Origin of the sequence: Natrinema salaciae, assembly GCF_900110865.1 — an archaeon.
Lineage (GTDB): Archaea > Halobacteriota > Halobacteria > Halobacteriales > Natrialbaceae > Natrinema > Natrinema salaciae.
This window is the reverse complement of the sequence record NZ_FOFD01000003.1, coordinates 352,640-369,389: the sequence shown is the minus strand read 5'-3', so window position 1 is coordinate 369,389 and position 16,750 is coordinate 352,640. Positions and strand designations below refer to the sequence as shown.

12 protein-coding genes and 1 pseudogene are annotated in these 16,750 nt (G+C 62.5%); 8 read left to right on the top strand and 5 right to left on the bottom strand.

Annotated features, from left to right (window positions below; all coding sequences use genetic code 11):
* The first annotated feature begins 304 nt into the window (after positions 1 to 304).
* Positions 305 to 1,216 carry an alpha/beta fold hydrolase gene (locus BMX07_RS11155; RefSeq protein WP_090617767.1) on the top strand — a complete coding sequence of 304 codons (912 nt, stop codon included), beginning with the start codon at positions 305 to 307 and terminating at the stop codon, positions 1,214 to 1,216.
* A gap of 280 nt (positions 1,217 to 1,496) precedes the next feature.
* Here the strand turns inward: BMX07_RS11155 and BMX07_RS11150 are convergent, their stop codons facing one another.
* Together BMX07_RS11150 and BMX07_RS11145 are read right to left on the bottom strand one after the other, a co-directional pair.
* Positions 1,497 to 5,120 (bottom strand): DNA polymerase II large subunit, encoded by a 3,624-nt coding sequence (locus BMX07_RS11150; RefSeq protein ID WP_090617765.1) that lies wholly within the window; start codon positions 5,118 to 5,120, stop codon positions 1,497 to 1,499.
* A gap of 1 nt (position 5,121) precedes the next feature.
* Positions 5,122 to 5,541 carry a PPC domain-containing DNA-binding protein gene (locus tag BMX07_RS11145; protein WP_090617763.1) on the bottom strand — a complete coding sequence of 140 codons (420 nt, stop codon included), beginning with the start codon at positions 5,539 to 5,541 and terminating at the stop codon, positions 5,122 to 5,124.
* Positions 5,542 to 5,912: 371 nt separating this feature from the next.
* On the opposite strand from BMX07_RS11145, the gene BMX07_RS11140 reads away from it, so the two are divergent.
* From BMX07_RS11140 to BMX07_RS23755, 6 genes are all read left to right on the top strand, one after another.
* Positions 5,913 to 7,496, top strand: coding sequence for an ABC transporter substrate-binding protein (locus BMX07_RS11140; protein WP_090617761.1), 1,584 nt, complete (start codon positions 5,913 to 5,915; stop codon positions 7,494 to 7,496).
* 123 nt (positions 7,497 to 7,619) lie between these two features.
* Positions 7,620 to 8,621, top strand: a complete 1,002-nt coding sequence (locus BMX07_RS11135; protein WP_090617759.1) for an ABC transporter permease — start codon at positions 7,620 to 7,622, stop codon at positions 8,619 to 8,621.
* Between the two features lie 2 nt (positions 8,622 to 8,623).
* Positions 8,624 to 9,655, top strand: coding sequence for an ABC transporter permease (locus BMX07_RS11130; RefSeq protein ID WP_090617757.1), 1,032 nt, complete (start codon positions 8,624 to 8,626; stop codon positions 9,653 to 9,655).
* Between the two features lie 2 nt (positions 9,656 to 9,657).
* Positions 9,658 to 10,824: an ABC transporter ATP-binding protein gene (locus BMX07_RS11125; protein WP_090617755.1), complete on the top strand. Its 1,167-nt coding sequence runs from the start codon at positions 9,658 to 9,660 to the stop codon at positions 10,822 to 10,824.
* Positions 10,817 to 12,148, top strand: coding sequence for an ABC transporter ATP-binding protein (locus BMX07_RS11120; protein ID WP_090617753.1), 1,332 nt, complete (start codon positions 10,817 to 10,819; stop codon positions 12,146 to 12,148). Before BMX07_RS11125 ends, BMX07_RS11120 begins: the two co-directional genes overlap by 8 nt.
* 666 nt (positions 12,149 to 12,814) lie before the next feature.
* Entirely contained in the window at positions 12,815 to 13,708 is an 894-nt protein-coding gene (locus BMX07_RS23755) for a hypothetical protein (protein ID WP_139210862.1), read from the top strand.
* Between the two features lie 1,325 nt (positions 13,709 to 15,033).
* Here BMX07_RS23755 and BMX07_RS23750 read toward each other — a convergent pair.
* Positions 15,034 to 15,198, bottom strand: a pseudogene (locus BMX07_RS23750) (IS4 family transposase); the annotation flags it as partial.
* A 195-nt stretch (positions 15,199 to 15,393) separates the two neighbouring features.
* Between BMX07_RS23750 and BMX07_RS24420 the strand changes: the two are divergent.
* Positions 15,394 to 15,549: a hypothetical protein gene (locus tag BMX07_RS24420; RefSeq protein ID WP_175480126.1), complete on the top strand. Its 156-nt coding sequence runs from the start codon at positions 15,394 to 15,396 to the stop codon at positions 15,547 to 15,549.
* Between the two features lie 170 nt (positions 15,550 to 15,719).
* Here the strand turns inward: BMX07_RS24420 and BMX07_RS11100 are convergent, their stop codons facing one another.
* A complete protein-coding gene (locus BMX07_RS11100; RefSeq protein ID WP_090617745.1) occupies positions 15,720 to 16,232 on the bottom strand; it encodes a DUF7974 family protein in 513 nt (170 codons plus the stop codon).
* A gap of 235 nt (positions 16,233 to 16,467) precedes the next feature.
* The gene (locus BMX07_RS24415) at positions 16,468 to 16,629 is read right to left on the bottom strand and encodes a DUF7556 family protein (protein WP_175480125.1); all 162 of its coding nucleotides are present in this window, start codon (positions 16,627 to 16,629) and stop codon (positions 16,468 to 16,470) included.
* Between the last annotated feature and the right edge of the window lie 121 nt (positions 16,630 to 16,750).

Below are 16,750 nucleotides of genomic sequence, written 5' to 3'. Positions count from 1 at the left end.
GAACCGAGCGGCGCGACCGAAAGCGAGCCGCCAGCCGTCGGCGATTGCAGCCAGGATGACAGATAGGCACACGGTAATAGAAAACAATATACACCCCCCGGATAGAGACACGAGGTATGATAGTTCGTCTCACGCAGGTCTTCTCCGACACTGTCGGTCCAGCCGGCGTGTGCCCGCTCGAGGGACGCGAACCGGGACGATCGGCGGATAGCGTCCCGTCGGCATGTTGGTCGGTCTCACCCACCAGGCGCAATCCGATTGCTAATACGGCCTCGGTTCATTACATCATCGACGTGATGCGATCATGAGCGGGACCGGTGTCGCTACCGTCGGCGACTGTCGGATCGCCTATCGGCGAGCGGGGACCGGCGGACCGCCGGTCGTCCTCTGTCACGGTGCCGGTATCGACGACGCGACCGTCTCGTGGCGGCACGCGATCGACGCCCTCGCGGACGACTACCGCGTCTACGCGATCGACTGGCCGGAGTACGGGAACAGTACGGGGGAGGTCACGCACACCGTCGAGACCTACGTCGAGATCCTCGACGGGTTCCTCGAGACGCTTCCCTTCGAGCGCGTCTCGCTCGCCGGCATCTCCATGGGCGGGGGCGTCGCACTCGGCTACGCGCTCGACAACCCCGACCGCGTCGATCGGCTGACGCTCGTCGACAGCTACGGGCTCGGGGGTCGACTGCCGAGCGCTCTCCAGTGGAAAGTCCTGTCACAGATCCCCGGGATGACCCAGTTCGGGAAACTCGCCGCCAGCTCCTCGACGAGGAGCGTTCGGATGGTCCTCGACAGCCTCGTCGCGGACGCCGGTTCGTTGTCCGACCGGTTCGTCGAGGACGCCCAGCAAAAGCTGATGGAACCAGGCTCGATACGGGCGTTCGAAGCGTTCCAGAACAACGAACTCTCGTTCAACGGCCGCGTCAAGACGAACTTCGTCGACGAACTCGAGTCGCTGTCCGTGCCGACCCTGCTCGTCCACGGCAAACAGGACCCACTCGTTCCCGTCGAATGGTCGATCCGGGCAGCCACCCTGATTCCGGACGCCGAACTGGACCTGATCGACGACTGCGGTCACTGGACGCCTCGAGAACGACCCGACCGGTTCAATGAGAGCCTCCGGAACTGGCTTCCCGACCCGCAGTATGCGCCCGAGCCGCAGTACACCAAGGCCGGAATGCCCGGAGTCACTCGCGCCAGCAGCGATTAGCGCTGGTTCGTTCTCTCCTCCGTTCACCGTCCGGCCGGGAGCGCGTGTTCGCCGCAGCCGCGGCGAACCGCGCGACCCGGGGGAGGGCAGGCAGTTCACCGATACCACCCGCGAGAGAGGCCGAAGGCCGAGCGAGCGGGCCGACGACCGACCTGAAGGCGTCGCTTCGCGACGCCGAAAGTGAAGGAGGAGTGCTTTCGATCGAAATTTTGCCGAGGGACATCGCGCTGTGCGGCAGCTATGCTGCCGTCAGCGTGGTAGACCGCAGAGCAAAATTTCGCTACATGAAATCCTCGATCCCACTCTGCTTGTTCTTGTCGTTCTCGAAGATGCTCTCGAGCGATCGCTCGAGCACTTCTAACCGCTGTTTCGTGTAGTCGCGGCAGTCGTACTCGTCGGCGACCTGGATGGCCGTCTGCATGTACTTGTTCACCGAGCCCTTGTGCACGGTGAGGTTGACGCGGCCGCCACACTCGCGGCAGTCACCGGTCAGGGGCATGCGGCGGAACTTCTCCCCGCAGTCGAGACAGCGCGTCTCCTGCCGGGAGAAGGCCCGCAAGTTGCCGATCAGGTCCGGGAGGAAGTGGTACTCGATGACCCGCTCGGCGACGTCCGTCTCGTCGACCGCCGCGAGTTTGCGCGAGAGCTCGAGCTGGGCGTCCATCTTGTCCATCATCGAGCCGAGCGTCTTGTACGCCGAGAGGTCGGGGCCCATCGCGATGTCGGTGGTGTCGTGGGTGTGTTCGAAGCCGGTGTACTCGGTGTCGGTGCCGAGGGTGTCCTCGGCGATCTCGACGTCGACGGCCTCCGGGTCGGCCTGCTCGCGGGTCGCGAGGTAGAACTCGCGGGGGTACTCCGAGACGACGTCCATGTTGTGGGCCTCGTCGTCGATCTCGGAGGGGTCGATGCGGGAGGACATGACGAGGGGCGCGTCCATTTTGCCCCCACGCTGGTCCGGGAGGAAAGATTTACTGAAGTTGAGAAGTCCGTCGAGAAGGAGCATGACACAGTCTTCGTCACCGTCGCAATTCCGTCGTTTCGCGGCGTGAAAGTACGGATGTGCGTATCCGACCGCCGCGCTCGTGAAACCGATAACTCTCCCGACAGTTGCCGCGGACGTGTGCGGTGCCATCCCGAAGACGAGTTCGCCGACGAGGTCCTGACGCTCCTCGAACTCGTAGTACGGCTCGAGGCCGTAGTACTGCTCGAGCAGGTCGTCGATGAAGGCGGCGGTCTGGAGCATGTGTTCGGCCGCGCCGTCGGAGAGGACGATGTCCTGGACCTTGAGCTCGACCAGCTGATCCTCGTGGATCAGCGCCTCGCCGTGGATGTCCTCCTCGTAGCCGAGCGCCTGTAGCTGCCCGACGTCGATGTCGAGTTCGCTCGCGCGGACGGACGTGACCGGCAGGTCGGTCATGTCGTACCGGACGGTGCCGTCCTTGAACGAGGAGACGTCGTGTTTCGCCCGCAGAATCCCCTTCTCGATGGGCTCCGGGACCTTGTTCCGTGAGGACAGCCCTTTGACGCCTTTCAGAATCTCGAAGGCGTTCTCGCGCTCGCCGACCGACTCGAGGGCGTCGCGGTACTCCTCGTGGACGTCGATTTCGCGGATCTCGACGCAGGTTCCCTCGCGTTCGCAGCGGTCGCACTCGACGCGGCCGGCCTCGTCGGGCTCGAGGCGCTGCTCGCAGTCGGGACAGCGGTAGTCAGGCGTCGTCCGGGTAGTGCAGTCCGGACACCGATTTTTGAACGTCTCCGTCCCGCACGAGTCACAGCGTTGCCGACCGATCTGCAGTTCGACGACGCCGGGGGTGTCCGACATGGTCTCGGCGTGTTTGGCGGCGTCGGCGACGTTTCGCTGTGCGCCGCCGGCCTCGCCGATCGGGAACAGCGTGTGGACGGGCGGGCTCAGGTCGCGGCGCTCGGACTTCTCCGGCCGCCCCATCCGGTTGCCGATCCGGGTCGGCGCTCGTTCGCGGACCCGGAACGGAGCGACCTCGTTGATCGCCTCGATGGCGTTGTCGCCGTCTTCGTCGTGGCCCCACGTTCGAGCGCGCTCGGAGAGGTCGTCGTCGCTCCAGGTGCGCTCGAGTTCGACGGCCGCCTCCCGTCCGTCGGGTTCGAGCGTCGCGCCGTCGGCGACGGCCTGCCGGGGTTCGCAGCCGACCGTGCGGACGAACGGCCGCCAGTCGTCGATCTCGATGCGACCCTCGTCCGGGCGCTGGCGGTGCTCGAGGACGATGGTCTCGAGGGCGTCGCGAACCGGTTCGGTGTAGTCGAGGACGAGTGTCGCGTCGCCGTCGGGGTCGCCCTCGATCCGGCCGCCGTCGACCGCGTCGGCGAGCGTTCGGATGGCGTCGACCGAGACGTCGTGCCAGAGAGAGGTGTACTCGGGGTGGAGCGGTGCGTCGTACTCGAGGGCCCACTCGAGGGCCTCCTCGGGGTCGGGGAACTCGAGGTCGATCCGGGGGTCGTCCTCGAGTGCCTGCACGTCCGCGCCGGCGGCCTCGAGGTCCTGAACCCACCATTCGTAGGTGTAGGAGGCGGGCGCGAGCGGGTGGTTGTTCTCGACGAACTCGCCGTAGTTGACGAGGTACTCGCCGAGATCGAGGATCTTCTCGACGCCGTTGCGGATCTCGAGGGCGTCCTCGGGGTCGTCGATTCGCCGGACGTCGCCGTTCGCCAGTTTGACGGTCGGTCCCTCGAGGGAGTCGACGGGGACGACGCCGGCGGCCTTCCCGGGACGTTCGGTCTTGATCTGGGTGCCCGTCGCGAGGAAGTCGTCGACCAGGTGCATCGCGGCGGGGTGGACACCGGCGGTCGCGAAGCCGTGATTGCGCGCGCGGCCGTAGCGCAGGCGGAACCCGCCCGCTGCGCAGGGATGCGAGAAGACCGGACGGCCGGCGATCAGATCCCGGAGGAACTTGGTGGACTCGTCGACGCGCGGCGGTCCCGTCGGTTCGTCGCCGTCGGCGTCGCCGTCGTCCGTCTCTGCCGGGTCGGCCTCGGCAGTCTCGTCGGTAGCGTCGTCCTGATCGGCGTCCGCGTCCGCCTCCTCGTCGTCGTAGTAGTTGCCGTCGATGAGATCCTGGAGCCACGGCCAGTCGACCTCGTCCAGGTTGCGGGTGTAGCGCTGGATCTTCGGTGCCTTCAGCGCGATCCCTTCGCCGAGGACGAGACACATCCCGCCGCGGGCGCTGTTCGTATCGACGCGCTCGAGGTCTCGAAACCCCGACACCTCCTCGTCGCCGGTGGCTTCCCCGTCGAGCATGATCGGGAGGTGTTTGGCGATGAATTTTGCTTCCTTCGCCTTCGGCGTGTACTGGAGGCCGGTTTCCTTGTCGTAGAGGGCGATCTCCTCGGCGTAGCGCTCGACCTCCTCCTGGCGGGCGTTGTACTGTTCGATGCCGACGAGCGCGCGCGTGTAGTCGGCGACGAGCACCGAGAGGGCCTGTGCGGTCCCGCCCGCGGAGCGGATCGGGCCGGCGTAGTAGACGTTGACGAACTCCGTGCCGTCGTCGTTCGTCAGGATCTCGACCTTGTCGATCCCCTCGATCGGCGCGGCGACGACCCCCTCGGTCAGCAGGGCGACCGCGGTGCGGACGGCCCCCTCGACCTTGCCCGCTTTCGTCTCGTAGTCGCCGACCCGCCCCTCGGCGAAGTCCTCGGCGAGTTCGAGGGCGGCCTCTTCTCTGCTCATCTGCCCTTCGAGTTCGCGGACCCGTTCGGCGACGCCGTCGATTCCGAGGATGTTCTCGACGCGGTCGGCCATGTCCTGTGCGACCGGAATCTCGACCTCGGGTTTCGGGTCCCCGCCGCGCTCTTTGGCCCGCTCGGCCACGTCGAAAGCCGCCTCGAGTTCCGCCTCGAGCCCCTGAAAGTACTGTTCGTCTTCCGTGCGCATGCTAGAGCCAGAGATCCAGCTCGGTCGTCTCGTCGTACTCGCGCTCGAGAGGCTCCGCGAAGGCGCGCATGTGGACCTCGCCGGCCCAGACGGTCGCCTCGTTCAGATGCCCGGCGTAGGAAGTCCCCTCGTCGTCCGAGAGGACCGCGTGGGTGTGCGCGAACCGTTCGCCGTCCAGCCGCGACACGTTCCCGGTACAGCTGGCGACCTCGAGGGGCTCGTCGAACGCGATCGGATAGTACTCGCACTCGTCCTGATCGTAGAACCAGAGTTCGGCGTCCTGGACCGCACCGATCGCGGTAAACCAGGCGGCGTCTGCCTCGACCGCGTCGGCGAGCGACTCGATCTCGGCCCGCCAGTCGGCTCCGGTCTCGAGGCGGGCGACGTACTCCCCCGCGGATTCGACGGCTCGATAGTTCATACACAGCTACTGTGTCGGCCGGCAGAAAAAGCCCACCGGTCGCGACGTTCGCTCTCGGCGACTCGAGATCGGTCGGGGGAAAAGCGGCGTGACCTACCGATCGCCGTACGATCCGCGAGCGGCCGACCGGGTCAGCGGACGCCGGACCGACGCTCCCGCTCGCGCGCGGTTCCGAGCCGTTCCGGAAATCCGGACTCTGTTGATTCGATAGCGAACGGGAGATAATAGGCATCGCTGCACAGGTAGTTACAATACTGTGCACTAGTTGGACTCATTCGATCCGGTACGAGTCCATTAGGAGCCAGTAACAACCGATTTGTAGACGTTACCCTGCTGATACCAAAATAGGCTGGTTGCTATCATCTATCAAGATGGTGCCGAACAACTCGACCGTGACGCGGCGGCGACTCCTCGCCTCGGGGGCGGCCGTCTCCGCGTCAGTTATCGCAGGCTGTATCGGTGGGAGTGGTGGCGGTAACGGTGAAACGTTCCACTTCACGCAAGAACAAGCGCGCGAAGAGCAGTTCGATCCCGTCGTCTCGAACGACGCCTACAGTTTTCAGGTGATTCAGCTCGTCTTCGACGGGCTCTACGAGTACAACGAGGGCCTCGAGTTACAGCCCAAACTCGCGGCGGGCGAACCGACCGTCGAGCGCGACGGCACCCGGTACATTTTCGAGCTCGTGGAGGGTGCGACGTTCCACAACGGCGACGAAGTGACCGCCGGGGACGTCGCCCACTCCTTCACCGCACCGGTCGAAGAGGAGACGGAGAACGCCTCGGAGTACGACATGATCGAGAGCACCGAGGTCATCGACGACTACCAGCTGCAGGTCGATCTCGGCGACGATCCGTACGGCCCGTTCGAGCTCGCGACGATGGGCGTGACGGTCGTTCCCGAGAGCGTCCGGACCGACGACCGCGACGCGTTCAATACGGATCCGGTCGGGTCCGGACCGTTCACCTTCGCCGAACTCCAGGAGAACGAGTACGTCGAGATCGAGCGCAACGACGACTACTGGGGCGATCTGGATCCCAATCTCGAGCAGGTTCGGTTCGAGGCGCACGAGGACCCGGCCGGTCGCGTCTCCGACATCCGGGCGTCGAACACCGACGTCATCGCGGGCATTCCGAACGACGACTGGGACGTCCTCGAGAGCGAGGACGGCGTAACCCTCCACTCGGCCGAGAGTCCGACGTTCATGTACATGGCGTTCAACTGTAACGAGGGGCCGACGACCACTCCCGAGGTGCGGCGGGGAATCGCCCACGCGTTCTCGATGCAGGACTTCATCGAGTCCAACGGGGCGAACGTGAACTCGCCGATGTACAGTCCGATTCCGCCGGTCGTCAACGAGGTCTGGGGGTTCCCACAGGAGGAGTATCAGGGGCTGTTGCCGGAGTACGATCCCGAGCAGGCCCAGTCGCTGCTCGACGAGCACGCGCCCGACGACTTCTCGCCGACGATCATCACGCCGGAGGGGATCCGCGCGCAACTGGCCGAGCGGATCGCAACCCGCATGGACGAGATCGGCTACGGTGCGGACGTCCAGGTGCTGGACTTCGCGACGCTGGTCGACACGTACACCAGCGGGAGCGCCGACGACTACCAGATGTACCTGCTGGGCTGGACCGGCGGCCCCGACCCGGACTACTACCTCTACCCGCTCTTTCACGAGAGTCAGGCGGGGACGAATCAGGGCCACTACTACGACGGGAGCGACGGCTTCCACCAGGCCATCGCCGACGGGCGCAACTCGGCCAACCAGGAGGAACGCTACGACATCTACGAACCCGTCATTCGGGAGATCGTCGAACAGCTGCCCGCGCTGCCCGCGTTCACGCAGGACAACACGATGGCCTCGCGCGACTACGTCCAGGACCTGCAGGCCCACCCGGAGGTCACGCGGAACCCGGACCTGGTCGCCGACCACACGAACGTGTCGATGGAGTGACCGGGCAGCGAGCGCTGCCCCACTGCGATCGGCGGGGGCGAGCGAACGCGTCCCCCGTTGCACCGCCGGCGATCGTACCGAATCCGGACAACAGCGGCGAGAAATCGACCCACTCGTGGATCAATGAAACTACTCAAGTACACGATATACAGGCTCCTGCAAGCGATTCCCGTCCTGATCGGGATCTCCGTAATCACGTTCCTCCTCGCGAACCTGGGACCGGGCGACCCGGTCAGCCTCATGCTCCAGGGACAGGAACACAGCGAGGAACTCGTCAGAGCGATCGAGCGACGGTACGGGCTCGACAGGCCGTTACACGAACGGTACGTGACGTACATGGCCGGCCTTCTGCGGGGAGATCTCGGGCAGAGCATCCACTACCAGCGGCCGGTCGCCGCCCTGATGATGGATCGGATCGGGCCGACACTCCTGCTCGTCCTGTCGGCGTACGCGTTCGCGCTGGCGACGGCAATTCCGCTCGGGATCGTGGCCGCCGACCGCCGCAACGAACCGACCGATCACGCCTCGCGAATCGCCGCGCTCGTCGGCGTCAGCACCCCGTCGTTCTGGATCGGGATCGTCCTGATCCTCGTCTTCGCGGTCAAGCTCGGCTGGTTGCCCTCGAGCGGGCTCTACTACCCGTGGCGACCACCCAGCTCCTACCCGGGGATCGACGGCCACCTCGAGCTGTACTACGAGTCGGCCAGACACCTCTTGCTGCCCATGATCGCGCTGGGAACGCTCCAGATGGCGACGATCATGCGCGTCGAGCGCACGCAGATGATCGAGTCGCTGCAGGGCGAGTACGTCAAGCTGGCCCGCGCGTACGGCGTTCCCGAGCGGACGATCCTGCGAAAGCACGCCTTCCAGGTGGCCCAGCTCCCGATCATCACGATCGTCGGCCTCAACCTGTCGACGGCGATCGGGGGGGCGGTGTTGACCGAGACGGTGTTCAACATCAACGGGATGGGACAGCTGTTCGTCGAGGCGATCCAGCAGAACGACTACCAGCTCGTGATGGGCGTCACGATGGTGCTCGGCACGCTGTTCGTCGTGGGCGTCGTCATCACCGACATCTCGTACGCGTACGTCGATCCGCGAGTCACCTACGGTGAGAGGGAGTAACCATGGCAGTCGGCGAATCACAACTCGAGAGCGACACGGAATCGGCGGCCAAAGAGGAAGAGGTCGAGGCCCGCGTGGGCTGGCGATACACCGTCGCGCGGATCAAGCGAGACACGACGGCCCGCTGGGGACTGTACATCGTGGCGTTCGTGCTGTTCGTCGCGATCTACGCCGTCGTGGACAGCAACCTCTCGCTGCTCACGTTCGGGATCGCGTCGGATTACACGTTCGCGAGGCTGCTGCCGATCTTCGATCATCCGACGCACATTCCGCCGCCGGGCAAGGGAACGCAGCACATGCCGCCGTACTTCCCGCTGGCCGAACAGTCGTGGAACCCGCTGCCGGCGGGCGGGACGCTCGAGCATCCGCTGGGAACCGACCACACGGGGCGGGACTACTTCACGCGGATCGTCTACGGCACGCAGGTGTCGGTGTTCGTCGGGATCGTCTCGACGTTCATCGGGCTCGCCGGCGGAACGATCATCGGCGCCGTCGCCGGCTACTACGGCGGCAGAGTCGACGACATCCTGATGCGGATGGTCGAAACGGTGTACGCGATCCCGCCGCTGATCCTCATCATCGTCTTCACCGTCTTCGTCGGCGGTGCGAATATCTGGTACGCGGTGCTCGGCGTCGGGATCGCGTTCATCCCGGTGTTCGCCCGTATCATCCGAAGTCGGGTCCTCAGCGTCCGCGAGATGGACTACATCGAAGCCGCTCGAGCGGCCGGCGTGAGGGATCGCGACATCATCATGCGACACGTCGTGCCGAACAGCTTCGCGCCGGTGCTGGTGTACGCGACGCTCCAGATCGGCGTGACGATCCTCATCGTCGCCGGCCTCTCGTTCCTGGGCTACGGCGCACAGCCGCCGACGCCGGACTGGGGTCAGATGCTCAACATCGCACACGGCTACATGCACTCGAACGTCTGGCTCTCGATCTGGCCTGGAATCGCGATCATGATCACCATCATGGGCTTCAACCTGTTCGGCGACGGCCTGCAGGACGCCCTCGACCCCCGAATCGACGACTGACAATGAGCTCCGAACCACTACTCCGCGTCGAGAACCTCAAGACCCAGTTCTTCACCGAAGCCGGTACAGTACGCGCCGTCGACGGTATCTCCTTCGACGTCCGCGAGGGCGAGATCGTCGGCCTCGTCGGCGAGAGCGGTGCCGGCAAGAGCGTCGCCTCGATGAGCCTGCTGCGCCTCGTCGAGAACCCCGGCGAGATCGTCGCCGGCGAAATAACCTACAGAGGCGAGACGATCTTCGGTCTCGAAGAGGGGCCGGACGGCGAGCTTCGAGAGCGCGACGACATGCTCTCGAACGAGGAGATACGAACGCGGATCCGGGGCAACGAGATCGCGGTGATCTTCCAGGATCCGATGGAGTCGCTCAATCCGGTTTTCACGGTCGGGGGACAGCTCCGCGAGTTCATCGAACTCAACCGCGGCCTCCCGGAGGACGAGGCGCGCCGGGAGGCGATCGACATGCTCCGGGAAGTCGGCATTCCGGACCCCGAAGAGCGCTACGAAGAGTACCCCCACCAGTTCTCCGGAGGGATGCGCCAGCGCGTGCTCATCGCGATGGCGCTGGCCTGCGAACCCAGCCTGATCATCGCCGACGAGCCGACGACGGCCCTGGACGTCACCGTGGAGGGCCAGATCCTCGATCTCGTCGACGAGTTACAGGCGAAGTACGGGACGAGCTTCATCTGGGTCACCCACGACCTGGGCGTCGTCGCCGAGATCTGCGACCGCGTGAACGTCATGTACCTCGGCGAGATCGTCGAGCAAGCGCCGGTGGACGAGCTGTTCTACGACACCAAACACCCCTACACGAACGCCCTGCTGAACTCGATCCCCCGGCCCGACCGCACGGTCACGGAGCTCGAGGCGATCGAGGGCGTAATGCCCGAGGCGATCAACCCGCCCTCGGGTTGTCGGTTCCACCCGCGCTGCCCCGACGCGCGCGAGGTGTGCAAGCGAATCCACCCCGAAACGAAGACCGTCGCCGACGCCGCCGGCGAACCCCATCGCGCGGCCTGCGTGAAACACGACGCCTTCGACGTCGGCTACGACGAGAGCCCGCCGCTCGAGGGCAGGGTAACCGGCGAGGACGGCCGAGCGGGCGACGAGGCGGACTCCGAACTCGCGGCGAACCCGGCCGGCGACGAGAGCGGAGGTGAGGGCAGTGAGTAGCGGCATCCGGCTGGACGAGGAGAGCGGGTACGATCGGGACGGTCCGCTGCTCGAACTCGACGGGGTCACCAAGCACTTCGCACAGGAGTCGGGGCTCCTGGCGGGCATGCAGTTCGAGCCGAGCCAGTTCCCGCCGGTCAGCGTCGACCGGGAGACCGTGAAGGCGGTCGACGACGTCTCGCTCGAGATCCAACCCGGCGAGACGCTCGGACTCGTCGGGGAGTCCGGCTGTGGCAAGAGCACGCTCGGCCGGACGGTCCTGCGGCTGCTCGAGCCCACGGCCGGGGACATCTACTTCAAAGGGGAGAACCTGGCCGACCTCGGCGGCGAGAAACTGCGCCGGACGCGCTCGGACATGCAGATGATCTTCCAGGACCCCCAGTCCTCGCTCGATCCGCGGATGAAGGTCGGGCAGATCATCGAAGAGCCGATGCGGGCCCACGACATGCTCGACGACGAGGGACGGGAAGCGCGGGCGAAGGACCTCCTCGAGCGGGTCGGCCTCGATCCGCGCCACTACAACCGCCATCCTCACGCCTTCTCCGGCGGGCAGCGCCAGCGGATCAACCTCGCGCGGGCGCTGTCGGTCGACCCCGATTTCGTCGTCTGTGACGAGCCCGTCTCCGCGCTGGACGTCTCCATTCAGGCGCAGGTGCTGAACACGATGGACAGGCTGCAAGACGAGTTCGGTCTCACCTTCCTCTTCATCGCCCACGATCTCTCGGTGATCCGTCACATCAGCGACCGCGTGGCGGTGATGTACCTCGGCCAGATCGTCGAACTCGCCGAGAAGGGCGAACTGTTCGAGAACCCCCAGCACCCCTACACGCGGGCCCTGCTCGAGTCGATTCCCGTCCCCGACCCGCGGGAGGACGGCTTGCGCGGCGTGCTCGAGGGGGAGGTTCCGAGCCCGGTCGATCCTCCCTCGGGCTGCCGGTTCCGGACGCGGTGTCCGCGGCTGATCGCCCCCGACGCGTACGACTGGACTGACGAGGAGTGGCCGCGGACGCGGGCGTTCATGCGGGCGGTCAAACGGCGGACGTTCGAACCGATGCCAGCGGCGCGGATCGAAGCCGAGTTCTTCGACGGAACCCTCCCCCGCGGCGAGGCGGGGTCGATCGTCGAGGACGCGATCGATCTCGTCGCCACCGACGGCGAGACCGACGGCACCGCCGACAAAGCCGACCGCTGGGAGGCGGCGACCGACCTGTTGCTCGAGTCGTTCGCCGAACAGAGCATCTGTGCGCGCGAGCGGCCGTCCTACGAGGTGGAATCGCAGCACGGGACCGAGCGACACTACGTGGGCTGTCACCTGCACCGATAGCAAGTGCTGACGGAATCGTAGAAGGTTACAGCCACTTCCTGTGACGACCCTTCGAACGGTAAGTACGGGACGAAGCGTTCGTGCTGCCGCGAAACAGCGCGTTACGAGGCCTGCACAGTAACGCGGCCAACAGATCCGACGAGCGGCCGCGGTACACGGTCACGGCGAGCAACCACGACGGCCACCTGGAACGACGGACATGGAGTACGGCCACCGGTGCGGCTGTCCGGAGCGTCCCAACGAGCTCCCGGCGGGCGATCCGTCGGAGTACGAGCGTCTGTCGACGAGGGTGTCGAGATGACCGATCAACCGAACTCGGGTTTCGCGTACCCGGGCAACACGGCTCGACTGTCGCCGTGGGTCCTCGAGCATCTGGCAGACTACCCGACGTACGTCGAAGTATTCGACGAGGCGGCAGACCGCTCACGACCACCCACCGCGACTGCTCGACGACGAACTGCGCTCGGACAGGTACGAAGTTCTGCGGGACTTTCTCGATATGCGGACCTGCAGGACGTGCTGGATTTGGAGGGTGTGATCAATCAGACGGTATCATAATCCTCGAAGCTGCCAACCCGTTATTAACCATCTTTGGAAAGTACAAATACAACCAGTCATAGGTGGCAAAAAAATATAAATATGGCAATAATGAAAGTGTATTAGAGTATGAAAGATGAAGAAATTGACAGCATAAGACGCACTGCCTTAAAGAAAGTAGGGACTGTGAGTGGCACGGTAATTGGAATACCTCTACTTTCAAACACTACAGCGGCAGACCAAGACATTGGTACCGAAAGGTATACTTGTCCACAAGGTCTGTGTGGTGGTGAGAATAATCTTTCCGCTAGCAGAGGCTGGAATACAGTTGAGCGATCGGCAAATTCTGAATTTCCGACTGGTAGTGGAACAAGTTATACAAACGCAGCTAGCCAATTTCGCCAATTGTCTAATGGGCTTCAATGGGATGAGGGGGCCGGAAAGTATTCTGTTCATATGTCCGCAACGGCATATGCCGCTACTGGTTACGAATTAGATGATGGCACTACAGGAACCGAGGATCTTTTCCGGTCATGGAGTGAAATAAATGTAGATACTGAACATTCTAATGAAGTATCAACAGTGGCTCATGACGACACCGATTGGGGGGTTTCGGTGCTTGGAAGGTCCGATAATAATGATCCGCCTTCGGAGGCCGACGCAGTTGCTGAAGCAGCGATTCTCCTTTATTCAAGTTTTGGCGAAGGTATGTCCAGTTTATACACCGCCATGCAGATATATTCAAATTATAAGGAGTCTACGATAAATTCTGACCTTAATAGAGAATGGCATGCACACAACTATGGCCAATCTGTATTGGGCCATTATATTGAATATTCGCACAAATTCCCACCTGCTAATGAACTGGGTTCAGATACTATTGATGTATCCGTAACCCACACCCTTAACAATGCTCTATATAAACCAGCTACTGATTGGACTGGAGATCGTGAACCCACGGACCAGTATAGCAAGACGCTTGACTATACTATTTATGTCCCGGAAACTGGAGGGGAAGATTAGTTAAGGATGAAAATCGACAGAGTGAGTTCATCTATTCAGTAGCTGAAATCGATCATCTTAGTACTTGTGGCAACGGGATTGCTTGGGTTTTGTAGAGTGGGAGTAGATACCAAGTGGGTTATAGCTCAATATCTAACCTAATTTATCTAGACTCTTACTATCAAGCCTCAGAACCAATCTACATTCTGCCACCAACGTGAACTCGGATTCTACTTTAGCTATGGCAGATACTACAAAATAAAGCCACAGCGTTATACTTATTTATTTAGTAGAAAATCAGTAGCACAAGGAATAAAATGAGAAAGCGAAAAAGCTGCGTTTCTCGTCGGAGCATTCTTACGACCGGTGGAGTTGGGGTTGTAATTGGGTTAGCAGGGTGCCAATTCCGTGAAGATGATGAAGAGCCAAGACCGAGTATCGAGTCGGCTCAGGCATATCAAGTTGCCGCGGATCAGCTTGTGGCTGTTCTTGACTTTTCGAAGCCGACTGAAGATGAGGCATATACTGTCCCGCTTCGCTGGGAAATTGATACGCCGCAGTTGGACCAGTTGACTCGGGGTAAAGTGCATTTGCGCAGTGACTATCCGTCGCCAACAGTTAGTATGACGTTCATGTCTGGAATTGAAATAAATTACGATAAAATCGAACGTTCAGAAATATTCTGGAATGGGAGTTCCGAACCGTGGACGTCAGTTCCAGTAAATCAAGACACATACTACACCAACTCTAGTAACGACGGTGAGTCGATGACTTCCTCGCCGGAATAGAACGATTATCGCACCAGAGTCAGGATAAATACTACGGTGAATGAACCTAGCGCCGCTGTGAGATACCAACTCAATAGAATTTTTCGGCCCTGTTGAAACCCTCAATTGGTGATGGGTTTCAGCAGCCGTGCTGAATACAACGCACGACTGTGGCACTGATCGAGAGCCGGTCTGGAATGAGTAGTGAGTGATCAGTGCAGGGAACTCACATAACGACTAGTTCAGTAAAATAACTCGGTCACCCGTCTGTATGTGATGAGTCATCAGAATGCTCTGTGTCGGGGAGTAGAGATTCTGCATCGTCAGGAGCCTCAGCTTCACTTTTAGGCATAGTCCGTCTGATGAGGTAGATAACGAGTCCAACCCCAGAGAAGACAACAACAATTGCAGCCCACATCACCGAATTTTCGATTCCTCGTTTCTCTGCGTCTTTCAACACAAGAATTGACAGTAGCACGTGTATCGATACATACACGATTGTCAGGCTGAGGACAGCAATAGGGCCCGTTAAATGATAGAGTAGGTTATGTCGTAAAATAGTTTTCCAATCGTCTTTAACTAAGACTCACACCTCGGTTGCGTAGCGGTAGCGAGCGTCTCTTGCAGTATCGGTCGCTGCTGATGGATCTTCTGTACGTCTTCGATCAGCCGTTCCAACAGCGGCGGTGGCGAGTAGTCGAGGTACTCGCCGAGTTCGTGGAGGATGAGTTGGGCGTGTGACCGACGGTGAGAACTCGACGCTCGAGTCGACCATCCTCCAGTGTCTGTGTCTGATAGTCGCGATAGACTGCCTATCGAATTCGTTGATGGCTTTTCGATCTCATGACAGTCGTGCACTGATGGCATGAGAGAAGATTATCCAACACGGTCGTTCATCGCAATAATGCTTAAGAGGGCGAGCCTATTATTTACTCGTGTATGAGTAAGATACTCGCCATCCTGGCATCGACCACGAAAACCGGCGCGAAGGTACAGCGAACGATCGAACACTCGCCGTCGTTCTCGGGCGTCCAGACGACCGACACCGGCCGCCCCCAGACGCAGGTCTCGCCGGGCGGGTTCCTGACCGGGTAAGCCGGTAGCGACCCACCACCGAGAATGCCACACTCGATTCGTTCCCCACCGAACGGGGAACCGGACCGACACGGCGAGTTGCGAACGACGTCCGCCTTTTGTGCTCCGGGAGCGGTTCACCGCCGCTCTCGATGCTCTCCTCGCTCCGATAGCGGCCGCATTCGACGCCCCTAGCGGATCGCGATCGTCGTCGAGTCGCTGGGCCCGCCGTCGACCTCCCGCGTGGCGACGAACGCTCGAATCTCGTACTCGCCCGGCTCCGGGAGCACGGATTCGCGCTGATTACCGTGCCGGGTCCGCACGAGACGACCGTTCCACGTCACCGAGACGCGCTTTTGCTCGCCGCCGCGAAAGTCGACGGTGGCGGGCCGCGCTCGCACGTAGCGCCGCTCGTCGCTGGCCTCGAGTTCGCCGTCGACGGTCCAGCCCCAGCGGCGTTGGGTCGGCGTCGGCAGTTCGACGGGGATCGGGAGCCGGTTTTCGAACGTGGCCGTGATCTCGACTGGCTCGTCTCGCTCGTAGACGTCGCGATCGGTCGCGACGGAGACGTCGATCGCACGCCGGGCGAGCGCGTGCGGGACCACTCTCGCGAGAACGCGAGCGGACGCGCGCGAGTCACGGTCGAATCCGAGCTCGTCGCTCGAGTTCGGTTCCGTCCCGCGTCGCGGGCGAGACCGTTCCATAGGCGGTGCGACCAGCCCAGCGTACTAAACGATACGGGAGGATTCGCCTCGCTGCGAACCGCTCGTCTCGAGGTCGGTGTCGCGACCGGCCGTCGGGCAGCATTTCGGCGCGGACCGCGCCGGAACGGGAAGCGAGACGGCCCCAGTAGCGACTGTCAGTCTGTCAGTATCGGTCGCGACGACCGCCGCGGCCGGATCCGTCGAAAACGGCACTCGTCTTCACCCCCTCCCCCGATTATCGCCACGCCGGAAGCGTCGGTGCGTCGTCCGCCTGCATGGAAAGCCAGGCACCGTCCGCGGAGATGTCCGCGATAACGTACTCGTCGCTCGCAGCCGTCGTGTCGATTGAACCGACGATCGTATCGTCGGACGACATTACGTGGGGGTTCGTCGCCATGTGAGAGAGTGACAACCACGTACATATAAACTCATCGAATCGGACTGTCCAGCGAGGAAACCAGTCGCACGGTGGACGGATACCGGACTCTGAAACACTGGGTTTATACTCATTTTCGCCG

Excerpts from the sequence above, each read along its gene's own strand:
- BMX07_RS11135 (WP_090617759.1), top strand. The coding sequence starts at position 7,620 with ATGAAACTACTCAAGTACACGATATACAGGCTCCTGCAAGCGATTCCC.
- BMX07_RS11125 (WP_090617755.1), top strand. The coding sequence starts at position 9,658 with ATGAGCTCCGAACCACTACTCCGCGTCGAGAACCTCAAGACCCAGTTC.
- BMX07_RS11150 (WP_090617765.1), bottom strand. The coding sequence starts at position 5,120 with ATGCGCACGGAAGACGAACAGTACTTTCAGGGGCTCGAGGCGGAACTC.
- BMX07_RS11155 (WP_090617767.1), top strand. The coding sequence starts at position 305 with ATGAGCGGGACCGGTGTCGCTACCGTCGGCGACTGTCGGATCGCCTAT.
- BMX07_RS11145 (WP_090617763.1), bottom strand. The coding sequence starts at position 5,541 with ATGAACTATCGAGCCGTCGAATCCGCGGGGGAGTACGTCGCCCGCCTC.
- BMX07_RS24420 (WP_175480126.1), top strand. The coding sequence starts at position 15,394 with ATGAGTAAGATACTCGCCATCCTGGCATCGACCACGAAAACCGGCGCG.
- BMX07_RS24415 (WP_175480125.1), bottom strand. The coding sequence starts at position 16,629 with ATGGCGACGAACCCCCACGTAATGTCGTCCGACGATACGATCGTCGGT.
- BMX07_RS23755 (WP_139210862.1), top strand. The coding sequence starts at position 12,815 with ATGAAAGATGAAGAAATTGACAGCATAAGACGCACTGCCTTAAAGAAA.
- BMX07_RS11100 (WP_090617745.1), bottom strand. The coding sequence starts at position 16,232 with ATGGAACGGTCTCGCCCGCGACGCGGGACGGAACCGAACTCGAGCGAC.
- BMX07_RS11130 (WP_090617757.1), top strand. The coding sequence starts at position 8,624 with ATGGCAGTCGGCGAATCACAACTCGAGAGCGACACGGAATCGGCGGCC.
- BMX07_RS11140 (WP_090617761.1), top strand. The coding sequence starts at position 5,913 with ATGGTGCCGAACAACTCGACCGTGACGCGGCGGCGACTCCTCGCCTCG.